The 17,833-nt window shown below is 51.4% G+C and carries 18 protein-coding genes and 1 pseudogene; 17 read left to right on the top strand and 2 right to left on the bottom strand.

What is annotated here, in order from left to right:
- Positions 1–21 precede the first annotated feature (21 nt).
- Positions 22–645, bottom strand: a complete 624-nt coding sequence (gene rsmD / locus KDX31_18390) for a 16S rRNA (guanine(966)-N(2))-methyltransferase RsmD (GenBank protein UTW03263.1) — start codon at positions 643–645, stop codon at positions 22–24.
- A 31-nt stretch (positions 646–676) separates the two neighbouring features.
- Positions 677–1,915, bottom strand: coding sequence for a hypothetical protein (locus KDX31_18385; GenBank protein ID UTW03262.1), 1,239 nt, complete (start codon positions 1,913–1,915; stop codon positions 677–679).
- 165 nt (positions 1,916–2,080) lie between these two features.
- On the opposite strand from KDX31_18385, the gene ftsY reads away from it, so the two are divergent.
- From ftsY to KDX31_18300, 17 genes and pseudogenes are all read left to right on the top strand, one after another.
- Entirely contained in the window at positions 2,081–3,349 is a 1,269-nt protein-coding gene (gene ftsY, locus KDX31_18380) for a signal recognition particle-docking protein FtsY (protein ID UTW03261.1), read from the top strand.
- Positions 3,350–3,425: 76 nt separating this feature from the next.
- Positions 3,426–4,088: a cell division ATP-binding protein FtsE gene (ftsE, locus tag KDX31_18375; GenBank protein ID UTW03260.1), complete on the top strand. Its 663-nt coding sequence runs from the start codon at positions 3,426–3,428 to the stop codon at positions 4,086–4,088.
- Positions 4,078–5,097, top strand: a complete 1,020-nt coding sequence (gene ftsX / locus KDX31_18370) for a permease-like cell division protein FtsX (protein ID UTW03259.1) — start codon at positions 4,078–4,080, stop codon at positions 5,095–5,097. The genes ftsE and ftsX overlap by 11 nt, the downstream gene beginning before the upstream one ends.
- Positions 5,098–5,368: 271 nt before the next feature.
- A complete protein-coding gene (rpoH, locus tag KDX31_18365) occupies positions 5,369–6,226 on the top strand; it encodes an RNA polymerase sigma factor RpoH (protein UTW03258.1) in 858 nt (285 codons plus the stop codon).
- A 120-nt stretch (positions 6,227–6,346) separates the two neighbouring features.
- Positions 6,347–6,724 (top strand): DUF423 domain-containing protein, encoded by a 378-nt coding sequence (locus tag KDX31_18360; GenBank protein UTW03257.1) that lies wholly within the window; start codon positions 6,347–6,349, stop codon positions 6,722–6,724.
- Between the two features lie 19 nt (positions 6,725–6,743).
- On the top strand, positions 6,744–6,944 hold the full coding sequence (gene thiS, locus KDX31_18355) for a sulfur carrier protein ThiS (GenBank protein ID UTW03256.1): 201 nt from the start codon (positions 6,744–6,746) through the stop codon (positions 6,942–6,944).
- Between the two features lie 58 nt (positions 6,945–7,002).
- Positions 7,003–7,800, top strand: a complete 798-nt coding sequence (locus KDX31_18350) for a thiazole synthase (GenBank protein UTW03255.1) — start codon at positions 7,003–7,005, stop codon at positions 7,798–7,800.
- Between the two features lie 142 nt (positions 7,801–7,942).
- Positions 7,943–8,677 carry a tRNA (guanosine(46)-N7)-methyltransferase TrmB gene (trmB, locus tag KDX31_18345; protein UTW03254.1) on the top strand — a complete coding sequence of 245 codons (735 nt, stop codon included), beginning with the start codon at positions 7,943–7,945 and terminating at the stop codon, positions 8,675–8,677.
- 97 nt (positions 8,678–8,774) lie between these two features.
- On the top strand, positions 8,775–9,428 hold the full coding sequence (locus tag KDX31_18340) for a TetR family transcriptional regulator C-terminal domain-containing protein (protein ID UTW03253.1): 654 nt from the start codon (positions 8,775–8,777) through the stop codon (positions 9,426–9,428).
- A 687-nt stretch (positions 9,429–10,115) separates the two neighbouring features.
- A complete protein-coding gene (gene cofH, locus KDX31_18335) occupies positions 10,116–11,384 on the top strand; it encodes a 5-amino-6-(D-ribitylamino)uracil--L-tyrosine 4-hydroxyphenyl transferase CofH (protein ID UTW03252.1) in 1,269 nt (422 codons plus the stop codon).
- Positions 11,381–12,397: a 2-phospho-L-lactate transferase gene (locus tag KDX31_18330; protein UTW03251.1), complete on the top strand. Its 1,017-nt coding sequence runs from the start codon at positions 11,381–11,383 to the stop codon at positions 12,395–12,397. Before cofH ends, KDX31_18330 begins: the two co-directional genes overlap by 4 nt.
- A 14-nt stretch (positions 12,398–12,411) precedes the next feature.
- Complete coding sequence (gene cofC, locus KDX31_18325) at positions 12,412–13,023, top strand: 2-phospho-L-lactate guanylyltransferase (protein ID UTW03250.1); 612 nt, start codon at positions 12,412–12,414, stop codon at positions 13,021–13,023.
- Positions 13,024–13,034: 11 nt separating this feature from the next.
- Positions 13,035–13,820: a coenzyme F420-0:L-glutamate ligase gene (cofE, locus tag KDX31_18320; protein UTW03249.1), complete on the top strand. Its 786-nt coding sequence runs from the start codon at positions 13,035–13,037 to the stop codon at positions 13,818–13,820.
- Entirely contained in the window at positions 13,817–14,485 is a 669-nt protein-coding gene (gene npdG / locus KDX31_18315; GenBank protein ID UTW03248.1) for an NADPH-dependent F420 reductase, read from the top strand. Before cofE ends, npdG begins: the two co-directional genes overlap by 4 nt.
- Before the next feature lie 49 nt (positions 14,486–14,534).
- Entirely contained in the window at positions 14,535–15,539 is a 1,005-nt protein-coding gene (locus KDX31_18310; GenBank protein ID UTW03247.1) for a TIGR03842 family LLM class F420-dependent oxidoreductase, read from the top strand.
- A 172-nt stretch (positions 15,540–15,711) separates the two neighbouring features.
- Positions 15,712–16,249 (top strand): annotated as a pseudogene (gene ribA / locus KDX31_18305) (GTP cyclohydrolase II).
- 244 nt (positions 16,250–16,493) lie between these two features.
- Positions 16,494–17,723, top strand: coding sequence for a Zn-dependent hydrolase (locus KDX31_18300; GenBank protein UTW03246.1), 1,230 nt, complete (start codon positions 16,494–16,496; stop codon positions 17,721–17,723).
- The last annotated feature ends 110 nt before the right edge of the window (positions 17,724–17,833 follow it).

Genomic DNA, 17,833 nt, shown 5'->3' with positions numbered 1-17,833 from the left:
CGCTAGCTGCGAAGCGCCGATCTAACTACTACGGGTCACTGCTCTTTGATACAGCCGATAGGTCACCTGCCCGGCGGTTTTTTCCCGATACAGTTCCCAGTTTTCAGGCACCACCGGGTCGGTCAGCTCTTTCTCAGTTTCGAGATAGATCATTGCATTATTTGCCAGCAGGCCTTTCTGCTCCAGCAGCAGGCAGCACTGGGCGGCAAGGTCTTTGTGAAAGGGAGGATCGATAAATACCACATCGAACTGGACTTCAAGATCAGCGCTGCGTTTTTCCAGCCAGTCCAGCGCTGAATCGGTGATCAGTTCCGCAGACTGGGTTTTCAGGTCCTGTATGTTTTGTCGCAGCTGACGGATTACCACTGAGGAGTTGTCGACCATAGTGACATGGGCGGCACCGCGGGAGAGGGCTTCGAACCCCAGCGCGCCACTGCCGCTGAACAGGTCGAGGCAGCGTCCTCCGGGGATATACAGTGCTAACCAGTTGAACAGGGTTTCCCTGACCCGGTCGGGGGTCGGTCGCAGGCCTTCGACGTCCGGGAAATTCAGCTTGCGACCGCGCCACTCGCCGCCAATAATGCGCAGTTGCTGATTGCCTGAACTGACTTTCTGCGAGCTTCGTTCGGGGTGACGTCTGGCCATGGTAATTCCTTAATGTCTGACACGGTGTCTCTCAGTAAGCGGGCAGAATAAGCTGATAGTGCCCGGGATCACTGAGAAAGCCGTTGATTCTTTGCCTGATTATAGCGTTGTCGGCCTGGCTGAGGCTTTTCTCAAAGCGTTCCAGGTAGTCTGTGGGCTGCTGATAGAAGGCAACGGTATCGAGCATGTTCAGCTGGTTCCCGGTCTGTTCCATCTGTGTTTGAAAGCTTTTCTGTAACGCTGCCCGGGTGTTATCGATCAACTCATCGCTAAGCTGAGCCTGCAATTTTTCCATGGTTTGCGGCAGATCGGTATTGGCGTGGATCTGCGGACCGTGCAGAATCATAGCCAGATAACCCTGTTTGTCCAGTGATTTCCAGACCAGTCGCGCGGTGAACTGATCCTGCTGTAGCAGCAGTTGCCGCAGCGTTCTGACCGCCAGCAGCTCTGCCGCGAAATTCTCCTGTTGCCGTCCTGGCAGCGCGATCCCCCAGAGCTGATAGGCCTGATTGCCCACAGGCTCAAGCCGAAGGGGTGCCGGAGCAAGTGCGACTGACGGAATAATGGAGGGAGTACGATTTCCGCGCAGTAAGGGCGCCAGAGTTTCTGCTAATAGCCCGGCATCCGGTCCCCGCAGGGTCAGTGTGATCGCACCCGGAGCGGTGCTGCTACGGTAAAAATCGGCAAAGCGCTGCAGCGGATGGACCGATACTGGCCCGCTTATCTGGTTGCTGAACCGGTTTAGCAGGTGATTCTCAGGATCTTTCAGGTTGAGATACTGCTCGGCTTCCAGATGGGCCCAGCGCTGTTCAAGGCCGGGATCAGGCTGATAGATATTTAATTGCTGCAGCAGTGTTTCAGCGATCTCTCTGATCGAATCGCGTGCCTCGCTCTGGGTGGCCGGCAGCGTCACTAACAGGGTTATGCGGTCTGCCGCTGCCTCGGTTTTGAGCTTTACATTGAGTTGTCTGAACAGTTGCCGCGTTGTTAATTCTGTCAGCTGTTGTTCGATCTGCTGCAGTAACAGTTGTTGCAGCAGCTGCTGATCGCTGTTGATTGCCGCTCCCGTCCGCAGCAGGAAATGCAGTTGCAGGTAGGGCGCTTTTTCCTGACTAACGTAATATAGCGGAACCTCGGGTAGCTTTTTGATGTGGATAAAGTCAGGGTCTTTATTCTGGCCGGCCGTCAGCAGTACAATCGCAATGGCCACGATCCAGACAACGATCTTCAGGTAGGTACGGTTGAATAGTGGAGATTTGGCTTCCGGCATCAGTTGTTCCTGGTCATTTTCTGGCACTGTTTTCAGTGCCCCAGCCGGACTTTACTATGGTAAGATAAGCGGCCTAAATGAAACATACAGGACGACTCGCAGTTGGAACAGGGACTACCCTGTTTTTTTGCATCTTCAGCGCCTGACATCGGACAGTAATCAAGCATGTTTAAGAAGCTTAAATCAATTTTTAATTCTGAGAAAGGTGATACTCAGAAACCCCTTCCTGAGGAAGATGGCGTACATACAGAGGTAACTGAAGAGTCGGCTGCTGAGCCCTCTGCGGGCGCTGAAGCGACTGTTGATAAACAGGAAGCGGCAGCTGTAGTTACCCCTGCGGATGAAGCGGTAGCGGAAGGTGAATTGCAACAGAGCGACACGGTTGCTGCTGCGGACACGCGGATCGCTGAATCACTACCCGCAGCCGGGCCGGAATCAGAACCAGAAGCTGAAACTGCGCCGGAGATTGAGGCGGAGGTGGCTACAGAGCCTGTGGATAAGCCTGAGCCGGAACAGAAAGCCGGATTCTTTGGACGCATCAAGGCGGGGCTTAGCCGTACCAAGGCGAATCTGACCGAAGGGCTGGGGGATCTGTTTCTGGGGGCCAAGCAGATCGATGATGAGCTGCTGGAAGAGATTGAAACTCAGTTGCTGCTGGCCGATGTCGGCGTCGAAGCAACCACCGAGATTATCGGCAGACTCACCGAACGGGTGAAACGTAAGCAACTGGCCGACGCTGATGCACTGTATACCGCGCTGAAAGATGAACTGGCGTCGTTGCTGGAAGCGGCCGAACAGCCTATCGATTTCAGCCAGAGTAAGGGGCCGTTTGTGTTGCTGATGGTCGGTGTCAACGGGGTGGGTAAAACCACCACCATCGGTAAACTGGCGAAGAAGTATCAGGCGGAAGGTAAGTCTGTCATGCTGGCCGCCGGTGACACGTTCCGTGCCGCAGCGGTTGAACAGTTGCAGGTGTGGGGTGATCGCAACAATGTGCCAGTGGTGGCGCAGCATACGGGGGCTGACTCTGCATCGGTGCTCTATGATGCGCTGCAATCGGCACAGGCCAAGAATATCGATGTACTGATTGCGGATACTGCCGGTCGTCTGCAGAATAAAGACAACCTGATGCAGGAACTGGAAAAAGTGGTTCGGGTCATGAAAAAACTCGATCCAGAAGCACCCCATGAGGTGATGCTGGTGCTGGATGCCGGCACCGGACAGAACGCGATGAGTCAGGCAAAACTGTTTAAAGAAGCGGTGGGAGTCAGTGGAATTAGTCTGACCAAGCTGGATGGCACCGCCAAAGGCGGTATCATCTTTGCTATCGCCAAGCAGCTGGATCTGCCGATCCGCTATATTGGTGTGGGTGAAACGGTTGATGATCTGCGCCCCTTTAAGGCAAAAGAGTTTGTCACCGCGCTGTTTGACTGAGGTCAGACATTTTTTTAAAGGTTGGTTGATAGCCGCCAGGCATCACTTTTCGAAGTCTTTCTAAGGTAACCCGCCTGTGATCAGTTTCGACAATGTAACTAAGCGCTACCCCAATGGCTATGATGCCCTCAGTCAGGTGAATTTCAGCCTTGAGAAAGGCGAAATGGCCTTTCTTACCGGCCATTCTGGTGCCGGGAAAAGTACCTTACTTAAGTTACTGATGCTGATGGAGCGCCCTTCTAATGGTCGTGTGCTGATGGGTGATCAGGATCTGGCCAGCCTCGGAAATAGCCAGATACCCTATCATCGACGCCGCGTCGGCGTGGTGTTTCAGAATCACCAGCTGCTGTTTGACCGCTCGGTGTTTGAAAATATTGCCCTGCCCCTGCGAATCTGTGGTTTTGATCCTGCAGATGCGGCCCGCCGGGCACGTGCAGCTCTGGATAAGGTTGGACTGCTGAGTAAAGAGAAACTCAATCCGGTGGTGCTTTCCGGTGGTGAACAGCAGCGGGTCGGCATTGCGCGTGCGATTGTGCATAAACCGCAGTTTCTGTTGGCGGATGAGCCCACCGGAAACCTGGATCCTAAGCTTTCAGAAGAGGTGATGCGCTTGTTTCAGCAGTTTAATCAGGTGGGCACTACGGTGCTGATCGCCAGTCACGATCTGGGACTGATCGCACGGATGCCCCATCGGGTGATTACGCTTAATCAGGGCAGGCTGGTCAGTGATGGAAAATAATCTGCGCCGTAAAGGGGCTGTCCGGGTTGAGCCGAATACCAAAAGAGACGCCAAAGTTCACCGGGGTGCCGAACATCACCACCTGAAGGTTGCCGATCGTGGCCGCAGCTATATGCGTCACCATGTTGAGGTGGCCCGGCAATCCTATTTCTCCCTGTTGGCACAGCCGCTGACAACCTTTATGACCCTGGCGGTACTGGCGATCGCTCTGGCGTTGCCCGGAGCGCTGTATGCCGGGCTGAAAAATATCCAGCAGCTGGGGAGTGGCTGGGATGGCGATCCCCGGGTTGCTCTGTATCTGCAGCAGAGTGTAACCGAGGCTGAGGCGGAAACACTCAGCCGCGAATTGCTGTTGCGTGATGATGTTGCCGCAACGGAACTGATCACCGCCAAGCAGGGGATGCTGGAGTTTCAGGCGATGTCCGGCTTTGGTGATGTGTTCAGCTTTCTGGATAATAATCCGCTGCCGGCGGTCGTGATGGTGATTCCCCGGGATCTGTCAGTGGCTTCGGTGCCGCTGCTGCAGGCGAAACTACAGGCTCTGCCGCAGGTTGATGACGCGGTGGTTGATATGGCGTGGGTGCAGCGGCTGGCCGCCTTTGTGGTGCTGGCAGAGCGGGCGGTCTGGGTGCTAGCGGCGCTGTTTGTGATGGCGGTATTGCTGGTGGTGGGTAATACCATCCGGCTTTCGATAGAGAGTCGGCGTGAAGAGATTGTGATTGCCAAGCTGGTGGGGGCTACCGATGCTTATGTCCGTCGGCCTTTCCTCTATGACGGTGTCTGGTTTGGGGTAGCCGGTGGTGTATGTGCCTGGTTTCTGATTCAGTTCAGTTTGCTGCTTCTGGATGGTCCTGTCGGTCAGGTTGTGGCGCTTTACGATAGTCAGTTTGAACTGGCAGGGCTGGGCTTTGTTGAAACAATACTGTTACTCATGATCAGTATACTGCTGGGGCTGTGCGGCGCATGGCTTGCGGTGGGGCGGCATTTGCGACAGATCCAGCCACAATAGTTAAGCGTATACGCTACAGCAGAGACACAACCGGTAACGACATAATCGGACCGTTGAGTGTAAATATAGGTAAAGAGGCTAAACAGTCAGGCTTGCCATCTGTTAATGTTGCCGTTATCTTAGTCGGTCCGCTAAACTTGTATCGGTAAGGTAACTTAGATCATTGTTACCTAAAGCGGGCTGTATATCGTCGGAACTAGTCTGGCAGAAGTGTGTCATAGCTGTAACTTATATTGATACTCTTGAAATGAATAAGTAATGAGGTTGAGAAATGGGCAAAAGCCTTCGAGCCATTGAAGTATTATCTCCGGGTCAGAATCTGGAGGCGTATATACGTCAGGTGACTGCGATTCCTGTTCTCACGGTAGAAGAGGAGCGCGGACTGGCAGAGCGGCTGTATTTCGAGAACGATCTTGAAGCAGCGCGTCAGTTGGTACTCTCTCATATGCGCTTCGTGGTCCATGTTGCTAAATCCTACTCCGGTTATGGCCTGTCACAGGCTGACCTGATTCAGGAGGGCAATGTTGGACTGATGAAAGCGGTTAAACGGTTTGACCCTACCATGGGGGTTCGTCTGGTTTCCTTTGCTGTGCACTGGATCAAGGCGGAGATGCATGAATTCATTCTGCGTAACTGGCGCATTGTGAAGGTGGCGACCACTAAAGCTCAGCGTAAGTTGTTCTTTAACCTGCGCAGCAAGAAGAAAAACCTGGGTTGGCTGACCAACGATGAAGTGACCGCGATGGCCGGTGATCTGGGCGTGGATGAGCATGTTGTCCGGGAGATGGAAGGCCGGATGAGCAGCACCGATATGGCTTTTGATGCACCCGTGGGTGACGATGATGAGCGGGCTTATCAGTCTCCCGCCTACTTCCTCGAGGATCACAGCCAGGATCCGGCGAGTCAGTTGGAAGACTCTAACTGGGAGGCGGATTCCAATCAGCGTCTGAGCAAAGCGATGGATCAGCTGGATGAGCGTAGTCGGGATATTCTGGTACAGCGCTGGCTGGGTGAAGAGAAAGCCACCCTGCATGAGCTGGCTGCCCGCTATGAAATCTCCGCAGAGCGGATTCGTCAGCTGGAAAAGAACGCCATGAAGAAGATTAAAACAGCGATGCTGGAAGCCTGATCGCTCAGGTTTCCGGCTTCGTCGGTTATCAAGCCGCCCTCTGCTGAGCGCGGCTTTTTTATTGCTTATCGCAACCGATAAGCTTTGTTAGAATAGCCACCTTAATGTTCCGGAACTGTTATGTCTGCCCGTTTTGTCATTCTATGTACCGCACTGAGCGGCTTTATCACCGTCGCACTGGGCGCCTTTGCGTCACATATACTCAGAGCACAGCTGAGTGTCCGGTTATATGAAGTGCTGCAGACCGGCATTCAGTACCAGATGTTTCATACCCTGGCACTGTTCGGCGTTGGCTTGCTTATGCTGCGCCAGTCCGACAGCGGCCTGCGTCATACAGCTGTGCTGTTTATGGCGGGCATGGTTTTTTTCAGCGGCAGCCTCTATGCGCTGGCGCTCAGTGGTCAGCACTGGCTGGGCGCAGTCACTCCGGTGGGTGGCGTCTTGTTTCTGGCGGGCTGGTTAAATCTTGGCCGGGCAGCTTTCCGGCAATTAAGTTAATAAAAATGGATCAATCTCAATGTTGATACAGGTAAATGGTGACACTCTTGAGGTTCAGGAAAACACCTCTGTGGCGGGTCTGATCGAAACGATGCAGCTGGGTGAGCGTCGTGTTGCGGTGGAGCTGAATCTGGAGATCGTTCCCCGCAGCAGACATGCTGAAACAGTGCTGCAGGACGGTGATCGGGTGGAAGTGGTTCATGCGATTGGTGGTGGCTGATCAGCCCGGCCCTGATGTGTGTCTGAGAATATTACAGAATTTAACTGGGTAGAGAATAATGTCTGAACAACTTAACGATCCTTTGATTATTGCAGGCCGCAGCTTTCAGTCGCGGCTGTTGATTGGTACCGGTAAATATCGCGATCTGGAAGAGACCCGTCTGGCCATTGAAGCCAGTGGCGCTGAGATTGTTACCGTCGCGGTACGTCGCACCAACATCGGACAGAACCCTGATGAGCCCAATCTGCTGGATGTTATCTCCCCGGATAAGTACACCATACTGCCGAATACCGCCGGCTGTTTTAATGCTGACGACGCGGTACGTACCTGTATGCTGGCCCGCGAACTGATGGATGGCCACGACCTGGTGAAACTGGAAGTACTGGGTGACCAGAAAACCCTCTATCCTAACGTGGTACAAACCATAAAAGCCGCCGATATTCTGGTACGTGATGGCTTCAAAGTGATGGTGTATACCAGTGATGACCCGATTGTTGCCAAAGAGCTGGAGTCACTGGGTTGTGTCTCCATTATGCCGCTGGGATCGATGATCGGTTCCGGTCTGGGCATCCTCAATCCGCATAATATCAATGTGATTATGGAAGACTGCAAGGTACCGGTGCTGGTGGATGCCGGTGTCGGTACGGCTTCCGAAGCCGCGGTAGCGATGGAGATGGGCTGTGAGGCAGTGCTGATGAATTCAGCGATTGCCGGTGCCCGTAACCCGATTCTGATGGCCTCCGCGATGCGTAAAGCGGTTGAGGCGGGTCGTGAAGCGTTTCTGGCCGGGCGGATGCCGCGGAAGAAATATGCCAGCGCCTCTTCACCAATGGAAGGCACTATTGTTGGTAAATGATTAGCTGTAGGTAAGTGATTGGTTGTTGATAACTAATTGATTTACAAATAAAGGCTGCCTTTAGGTAGTTGGATTTAATGATAGATGACAGCAGCCTGATCCGTTGATCAGGCTGCTTTGTTTTAAGTGAGAACTCAGACAGATGTCAGAAGAAAACAAAACTGAACAGCCGAATCCGGATCAGTCAGTTGGTGAAAAGTATATGCGTACCGTCAGAAGCTTTGTGCTGCGTGCCGGACGGATGACCGAAGGTCAGCAGAAAGCGATGGAGACGCAGTGGCCACTGATGGGACTGGAGCCGGATGGCGGTATGCTGGATCTGGCGGAGGTGTTCGGCCGGGAAGCACCGGTCGTGCTGGAGATCGGTTTTGGTATGGGCGACTCCCTGATCCAGATGGCCAAGGCCCAGCCGGAGAACAACTATATCGGTATCGAGGTACACCGTCCGGGTGTCGGCCGTCTGCTGAGTAACGCTGAAAAAGAGGGCCTGACAAATATCCGGGTGTTCTGCCACGACGCAATCGAAGTGCTGGCCAACTGTATCCCCGATGGTAGTCTGAGCACCCTGCAGCTGTTCTTCCCGGACCCATGGCATAAGAAAAAGCACCACAAGCGCCGCATTGTACAGCCTGAGTTTGCTGAAACGATCCGCAAGAAACTCAAAGTCGGCGGCGTATTTCATATGGCCACCGACTGGGAAAACTACGCCGAGCATATGATGGAGGTGATGAGCGCGGCCCCGGGCTATCGCAACGTGGCAGGAGAAGACCAGTATTCACCTCAGCCTGAATGGCGTCCGGTGACCAAATTCCAGAAGCGCGGCGAACGTCTCGGGCACGGGGTCTGGGATCTGATGTTTGAGAGAACGGCAGACTGATACTAAACAGGGATATGATTCGCTGGTCGATTCGTTAATTACCACATGGTAAAATGTATTCTAAGTACTTAATTCTTATACCGGGTATTAATTCATCATGCCGAATTCATCGGAAGAAGTCGTTATTAACAAACCTCGTCGTCGCTCCCGTATTCGGGAGGGGCATGAGAATACGATTCTCAGGGCCGCAGAGCATCTCTTTTCCCTTAATGGGTATAACGGGACTGCGCTGGAAACGATTGCCGAAAAAGCGGGTATGTCTAAGCAGAACCTGATCTATTATTTTTCTTCCAAAGAGGTTCTCTATCAACAGGTTCTGAAAAACATCCTCGATATGTGGGTTGAGAAAATGGCTCTGCTTGATCAGCTCGGAGAGAACCCGAAGGAGATGTTGCGTAACTATATACGCGGCAAGGTTGAGTTATCCCGCAGTAACCCAGACGCTTCTAAAGTGTTTGCGATAGAGATAATCAATGGCGCGCCTTATCTGAAGGAGTATCTTAAATCGCATCTGACCCCGGCACTGGATGCTGACGTTAAACTGGTGAGAAAATGGATTGCCGAAGGGGTGATGGATGATGTCGACCCCTATCATCTGTTTTTTATGATCTGGTCGTCGACGCAAACCTATGCTGACTTCTCATCTCAGATAAGCATCTCTCTGGGGAAAGAAAAACTTCAGAATCAGGATTTTGATAATGCCACTGAGTTTTTGACACATCTGGTCATTAAAGGGCTCGGCATGAAGTAAATTCTGACGGCAATTTCATGCGCTAAATTCTTGCGCTAAGTTCTTGAATTAGTATCAAAGAAAAACAGGAACCAGATAATGCTCATAACCTGGCATTATCTGGTTTTTTTATATCTGACAGACATCCCTCTTCGTTTTACTCTTCGTTTCTAAATCTCCGATTATGACAGCAGTCAAACAACTTTTTCAGTCAGGTATCTGTCTGAAAACTGAGCTCGGGAGCTGATGTTTTTTGTCTTTCATGTCCGGTGAAATCTCACCAGGTTCAGTATTCTTAGAATATATTTATTTTATTTCAATGGCTTATGTCCATTCCTGGTATGAGATAAATATCCCTGAATAAATTCTTGACCAAGCGGTAAATATTGGTCTAGTATTATTTTACCGTTTGGTAAAAAGTTTGTGGATGCAGACCTATACCGAGAATAAGAATAAGCACGGAGTCATGAGACTGATGAATATTGAAGTATTCCCGCGTCATCAGCAGTTGGTATGTAACACCGCTTTCTATTCAGTCCGCGCGTTTAAGCACGTAGTAAAACGTGGAACTGTTCTCTCTGTTTCGTTCATTGTGAAGTCTTATTCCCGGACGGTTGGTTCAGCGTCGTGGCAGTCCAGCATTGCCCGCAGAATATGAACACCACGTCTTTTCTTAGGTGCCATTGAATTTAAGTTAAGGACAGAAATATGAACGCTCCAAGTATTTTAAGTTTGAATCACAGCGTCTCTGATCAGCATAAGCTGACAGCTCAGTTGGATGATATTGACATGAGCATCCGCAACATCTTGACCTCTGTTATAGCGGGGGCTGAGTTATCTGAGCCTGATGCAGTGACCCTGTTCGGTGTGACCGGTGCAGAACTCGACGCGCTTATTTCAACAGCCGACTTCATCCGCAATAAGGCCGTCGGAAACCAGGCCAGCTTTGTCATTACCCGGAATATTAACTTTACTAATGTTTGCTATATGGGCTGCAAATTTTGCGGTTTTGCAAAACGTAAGGAAGAGTCGACTGCCGAGTTGCTTAGTTTTGAGCAGGTTGCCGACCGGGCGGAAGAGGCCTGGAACCGGGGCGCTACCGAAGTCTGCATTCAGGGGGGCTTGCATCCGGATATTGATGGCAGCCATTACCGTGAAATTCTGAAAGCGATCAAAAAACGTATTCCGGGTATGCATATCCACGCCTTTTCGCCCTTTGAAATCTGGTTTGGCGCATTGAAAAGCAAGGTTTCAGTGGCTGAATTTATCCAGGATCTTATGGATCATGGTTTGGGGTCAATGCCGGGAACTGCCGCTGAGATTCTGGATGTTGAGATTCGTCAGCAGTTAACCCGGGATAAGCTGACCACCGAGCAATGGATAGACATTATCACCACCGCTCATCAACTGGGTTTACCCACCACCGCCACCATCATGTATGGCCATATCGATGGGCCGGAACACTGGGCATCTCATATCGGTAAAATCAGGGCGATTCAGAAACAGACCGGTGGCTTTACCGAGTTTGTGCCTCTGGGCTTCGTGCATTACGAATCGCCGCTCTATATGAATATTCCCAATGTCCGGCCAGGCCCCACGCCGGAAGAAAATATCCGCATGCATGCGGTAGCCCGTCTGATGCTGAATGGCTGGATTGATAATATTCAGGCGTCCTGGGTCAAGCTTGGGCCTGAGTATGCCCAACAGATGCTGCGGGCAGGCGCTAATGATCTGGGCGGTACGCTGATGAATGAAAGTATCTCCCGGGCCGCAGGTGGAAAGAACGAACAGGAAATTGTGCCTGAAGATATGATTCGGATGATCAGTGCTGCAGGACGTGATCCTGTGCGTCGCAACACGCTGTATGGTGTTATTGAACAGTATGAGCGGAATAGCGGAAACCGGACACTGACTCATAGTGATGCAACTGTACAGCTGATTGCGTCCTCGGCAGACGTGGTGAGGGTTGCGTCATGAATAAGCCATTGAAGATTGTGTTACTGAGTGGCGGTGTCGGTGGTGCCAAAATGGCGGAAGGCTTTGCCTTCAGCCGCTTTGCAGAGCAGTTTAGTGTGATTGGTAATGTTGCTGATGATCAGGAGTTTCATGGTCTGTGGGTTTCGCCGGATATTGATACGCTGACCTATACCCTGGCAGAACAGATCGACACAGAAAAGGGCTGGGGGCTGCAAGCAGAAAGCAATCAGGTTCTGGATCAGCTGAAGACGCTGGGAGCCGATACCTGGATGTATCTGGGTGATAAGGACTTCGCCACACATATCTACCGTACAGAGCTGCGCAGACAAGGGATCAGACCCAGTGAGATAGCGGCAAAGATTGCTCGCTCATATGGTGTTAAAACGCCGATTATCCTGCCGACAGACAGCTGTATTCATAACCAGGTGATGACTAACAGCGGCTGGATCGACTTTCAGGATTACTTCGTAAAGTATGCCTGCCTTCCGGAAGTGCTGGATTTCAACATAACGGGGATTGAGGCTGCCATAGCCACGCCCGAGGCACTCAAGGCTATTGCTGAAGCCGATCTTATTGTTATTGCGCCGAGTAATCCAATTGTCAGTATTAAGCCGATTTTATCGGTGCCGGGAATTACCGAAGCCCTGATGAGTTCTGCCGCGTTCAAGGTGGCTGTCTCGCCCCTGATTAATGGTGAGACCGTAAAGGGACCGGCTGATCAGATGATGAAAGTTGCTGGTTATCGCAGCGATGTGATCGGTGTTGCCGACTTCTATAGTGGTCTCATCGATGCACTGGTCATCGATCAGCAGGACCGTAATGCGGTTTCTGAATTGTCGGCTAGCGTGGAACATGTGTTGGCAACCGACACGCTGATGTTTAACCGGCAAAACAAGATCCGGCTGGCAGAAACGCTGGTTCATGTTTACCAGGCTGCGAATATAAAGGATAGCGCTGAAAAACCTTCGTTAGCGCATCTCTCCAGTGACACTGGCAGAAAGATCGCGGTGTAGTTGAGGACACTGTTATGAAGTTATCTATCGTGATTCCGATGAAAAGCCCAGAGCGATCGAAAAGCCGGCTTGCAAAGGTTTTAAGCCGGAACCAGAGGAAAAAGTTAACGCTTGGATTGTTTGAAAAAAACCTGCGTTTTTTCCGGCAGAGATATCCTCAACATAACCTGCTGGTTGTCACCGAATCTAAACGTATCCAGGAGATATCTGAAAGCCACGGAGCGGAGGTACTGCTAGAGGAGGAGAAGCTGGCAGGACTAAACGCCGCGGTCACGCTGGCGGCAGAGTATAACGCGAGGCGGGGGATTGAAACCCAGCTGGTTATACCGGGGGATATAGAAGCAATCGATTTTAATGAGATCGAATGTCTTCTTAGCCATCGTCTTTCGGTCCCTTCGGTTGTTGTCTGTCCCTCTTACGATGGCGGTACCAATGCAATTATGACGACCCCCCCCAATGTTTTGCCATTTAGTTTCGGACCGGACTCCTGCCAGATACATCTGCTTGCTGCTTTTGAAGAAGGGCTGCACTTTACGCGCCTTTTCCTCGAGAGCCTCTCTTTTGATGTTGACCGTCCGGAAGATTTGGACCGGGTTGATCTCTGGCCTGAAAAAATATCCGCATAGGACCTCTTATTATGAATAACAACAATCACAACCAGGTCAGTATTCATGCACTCGATGGGATTCCGGATATTCAACCCGGAGATGATCTGCCAGGCATCATTCTATCGGCCATCGATAAGAATCAATATCAACTCGATGACGGCGATATCCTTGTTATCGCGCATAAGGTGGTGTCAAAACAGGAAGGCCAGATCATTGATCTGGATGACGTTACCCCTACCGAAGAGGCTCTGAAGCTTGGCACAGAGCTGAATAAAGACCCGCGAAAAGTTCAGGTGGTTTTATCAGAATCGAAGCGTTTAGTCAGGGCATCGAAACGACCAGAACAACAGGAAGGCACCATTATTGCAGAGCACCGTCTGGGCTTTATCTGTGCCAATGCCGCCGTTGATGAATCCAATGTCGATGCCGCAGGCAAAGTCATTATTCTCCCCCATGATCCTGATCACAGCGCCCGGGAGATCTGTCGATCGATCGAGCAGGCAACAGGTAAAGCCCTGGGCGTCATCATTACCGATACCTTTGGGCGTCCATGGCGCATGGGGCTGGTGAATGTGGCTGTTGGGCTCGCCAATGTTCCCGCAAAAGTTGATCTGGCTGGTGACACGGATGCCTATGGGCGGGTGCTTTCGGTAACAGTTCCCGCGTTGGCGGATGAAATTGCAGCCGCTTCCGGCTTGCTGATGAGTAAAAACGGTAAAAAGCCGGTTTTGATATTTAAAGGCGTTGACTGGCAGGCGAGTGACAGCTCTGCCCGTGACCTGCTGCGCCCACAACAAGAGGATCTATTTCGATGAAAATTGCTATTTTGGGTGGAACAGGCCCGCAAGGGAAAGGGCTGGCTCTGCGTTTTGCTGCTGCCGGTATTGATGTTGCTCTGGGCTCTCGTGATGGTGAAAGGGCAGCAGAGATTGCTCAGGAACTGAATGAGAAACAGCCTGAGGCAACCGGTGTGATTAGTGGTGCTGATAACCGAGGTGCTACGGCAGTAGCGGATGAAATCGTGATTCTGGCGGTTCCGTTTTCAGCTCACAATGCCACGCTTGAGGCGATTAAAGGGGAACTGAGTCAGAAAATTCTGGTGGATATCGTTGTCCCTCTGGCGGAGGGCGACCCCAAAGCTGTCGATATGCCTGCGGAAGGCTCTGCCACGGAAGCGGCTCAGGCGCTGTTGGGTGATGATATTCCGGTAGTCGGTGCGCTGCACAATGTATCGGCCGCTACGCTGAACAAGCTGGAACAGACAATCAACTGCGACATTCTGGTATGCGGTAATGACCTGGCTGCCAAAGAGAAAGTGATGGAGTTGATTAGCACTTTGGGTGTGAATGCCTACAACGCGGGGCCAGCGGTTAATGCTCGCTGCATCGAAGCGATTACCCCGATTCTGATTCGCCTGAATATCTCTAAAAAGGTGCCGTTCTCCCACGCCGGGGTGAAGATCTGGGCGCCTGATCATTAATTGCCACCACTGACACGACAACAAAAAAATCCTTATCAGGAGAATAACTATGGATTTCGGTATTACTTTTAAAGGTTTTATTAGCCCAGAGCGGGCACGTAACCTGGCTAAACAAGCGGAAGATGCGGGTTTTACACACTGCTGGTTCTATGATTCTCATGTTCTGTGGCGCGAGTCATATCCAGCTATGGCGATGTGCATGGAGCATACGTCGAAGATCAGTTTTGGTCCCTGCGTAACGCACCCCAATGCGCGTGACTGGTCTCAGGCGGCAAGTTTGTTCGGTAGCCTGGCGTTGCAAAGTAATGGCCGTTTTCATGTCGGTCTGGGGCGTGGTGACAGTGGTGTTCGGGTGCTGGGTAAAAAGCCGGCCAACCTGGCACGGGTTGCTGAGTTCACCACCAAGGTTAAGGCCTTGGTGCGGGGTGAAGAGGTGATGTATGACGATTGTCCCGCGCCGGTTAAATTCCCATGGGCTGAAGGCTATGAACTGCCCGTTTATATTGGTGCCTACGGTCCTAAAGCGCTTCAGACAGCCGGTGAGGTTGGTGACGGTGTGGTGTTGCAGATAGGCTCTCCATCACTGGTTGAGTGGTTCAAGGATCAGGCCGTGAAAGCCGGTGAAGCCGCGGGTCGTGATATGAGTAACTATCAGGTAATTGCCTCAGCGCCTGCTTATTTTGGTACCAAAGAGCGTTGCCTGGAAGCCACCAAGTGGTTTCCGGCGATGGTGGGTAACCATGTTGCCGATATTGTTGAAAAGTATGGCGACAGCAGTGGCCAGGTTCCGGAAAGCCTGACCTCCTATATCAAGAACCGTCAGGGCTATGACTACTCGAAGCATGGACAGAGTGATAACCCGTTCCTGGATTTCATCACTCCCGATATTGTTGAGGAGTTCTGTGTGCTGGGTTCTGTAGAGGATCATATCGCCAAGCTGAAAGATCTGGCAGCGGCAGGCACCACGCAGTTCAACATCTATCTGGATAACGGTGATGAGGAAAGTATCGTAGAAAAATACGGTAAGCACATTATTCCAAAATTCACTCAATAATCCTGTGAATACCCGGGCCCGTGAGGGCCCGGGTCGGGTCTGCATATGTACTTAAAGTCGGGGCTTAGTGTGTCGGATTTTGGCGCAAAGGGGTTCAGCAAAATGTTTATACGGAGTGTCTATGGATAAACAAGCCAGTCTGCCCGACCTCACTGATTCTGTCACGGTGCCGATGCCGACCGCCTATGGTGAATTCGCGATGACGGTCTTTACCGATCCCTCTGATGGTAAAGAACATATTTATCTGGTTATGGGACAACCTTCACAGGTTTCTGAGCCTATCATCCGGGTTCACTCGGAATGTGCCACCGGCGATCTGTTTGCATCCTCCCGTTGTGATTGTGGTGAACAGCTTGATAGTTCGTTGAGGATTATCAGTGATGCGGGATGCGGTGTTCTGATCTATCTGCGTCAGGAAGGGCGGGGCATAGGCTTAAAGAATAAGCTCAGAGCTTATCAGCTACAGGATCATGGGCTGGATACCGTCGATGCAAATCTGCAACTGGGTTTACCGATTGATAGCCGCCGTACTGAAAGCACTGAGGATATCAAAACTACGTTTACTGACGAACAACCCTGAAAAAGTTATCAGCTTGCAAGCGCACGGGCTGGAAGTTAACCGCCTGCCGCTTCAGGCTGATTATCATCATCAGAATCTGGGCTATATGAAAACTAAGCAGATCCGCATGGGTCATCTGGTTAATCTATAGCATTTTTCACTGGTTTTATGCGGTCTGGTCCTGTGTGGCCATGGCGTTTCTGCAGGGGAAGTGGCCTCTGTATCAGTCGACTTTTAAACCTGATTTATTGAGTCTGAGAGATCTTTTGTCTTAGTGGGTACGTATTAAAAATAATTTGACCAAGTGGTAAAAATAAACTAGTTTTACCTGACGGGAAAGATTATGCAGCCCTTTTTCGGGCATCCCCAATAGAGTTAAATAGGAGCCTTTAGCGATGAAAAACATAACTACAAATGAGCAGCGACTTTGGGACAGCCTGATGCAGATGGGCGAAATCGGTGGCACCGAAAAAGGTGGTTGTTGTCGACTGGCTTTGACCGATCTGGATAAGCAGGCGCGTGATCTGTTTACTCAATGGTGTGAAGAGGCCGGTTGTACCGTACGTGTTGATAAGATGGGTAATGTCTTTGCCCGCCGTCCGGGAAAGAATAATGATCTTCCTCCCGTGGTTATGGGGAGTCATATTGATACTCAGCCTACCGGCGGTAAATTTGATGGTGTTTATGGCGTACTGTCCGGACTGGAAGTGATCCGTACCCTGAATGATCACAATATCGAAACAGATCATCCGGTTGAGGCCTCTATCTGGACCAATGAAGAGGGCTCCCGTTTTGCTCCCGCGATGGTTGCGTCTGGCGTATTTGCCGGGGTATTCGATCTTGAATATGGTTTAAGTCGTGCTGATCTCGATGGCAAGACGATGGGCGAAGAGTTGCAGCGTATTGGCTATGCCGGTGAGCATGAGGTTGGCAGCCCGGTAAAAGCCTTCTTTGAAGCGCATATCGAGCAGGGTCCTATTCTTGAAGAGGAGGAAACCACGATCGGTGTGGTCACTGATGCTCAGGGGCAGCGCTGGTATGAAGTCACGCTGACGGGGCAGGAAGCCCATGCGGGCCCTACGCCGATGCTGCGTCGCAAGGATGCGCTGCTGGGCGCTGCCAGGATCATTGATGAAGTTAACCGAATCGGTCTGACGAACCAGCCTAATGCCTGTTCGACAGTCGGTCTGCTGCAGGTCTTCCCGAACTCTCGTAATGTTATCCCGGGTGAAGTCTTTTTCACCATCGACTTCCGTCATCCGAATGACGAGGTGCTGTCTAAAATGGATGCTGAGTTACGCGAAGTGACGGCAAAGATTGCAGATCAGATGGGTCTGCAGATGAAGTTTGAGCAGATCTGGTATTCACCGCCGGTTCCTTTTGATAAAGGCTGTGTTGATTCCGTACGTCAGGCTGCAATGGATGCCGGATATAGTCATCGGGATATTGTCAGTGGTGCCGGCCACGATGCCTGCTATATCGCCCGTGTCGCCCCTACCGGGATGGTGTTCGTGCCGTGCGAAAATGGTATCAGCCACAACGAAGAAGAAAATGCTAAGCCCGAAGATCTCCATGCCGGGTGCAATGTACTGTTTCAGGCGGTTCTGAATCAGGCCTGTAACTGATCGCTTCACAAAACTCTAATAATAAATCTAAAAATAAATAAGTCCGGTTCCGGACACTCATTCACTTAAAAGAGATGCCTGTGCGTGTAAAAACACGCGCACAGGCCTTC

It is taken from the genome of Amphritea atlantica (assembly GCA_024397875.1).
In the GTDB taxonomy this organism is placed as follows: Bacteria; Pseudomonadota; Gammaproteobacteria; order Pseudomonadales; family Balneatricaceae; genus Amphritea; species Amphritea atlantica_B.
This window is presented reverse-complemented; position numbering and strand designations above follow the sequence as displayed.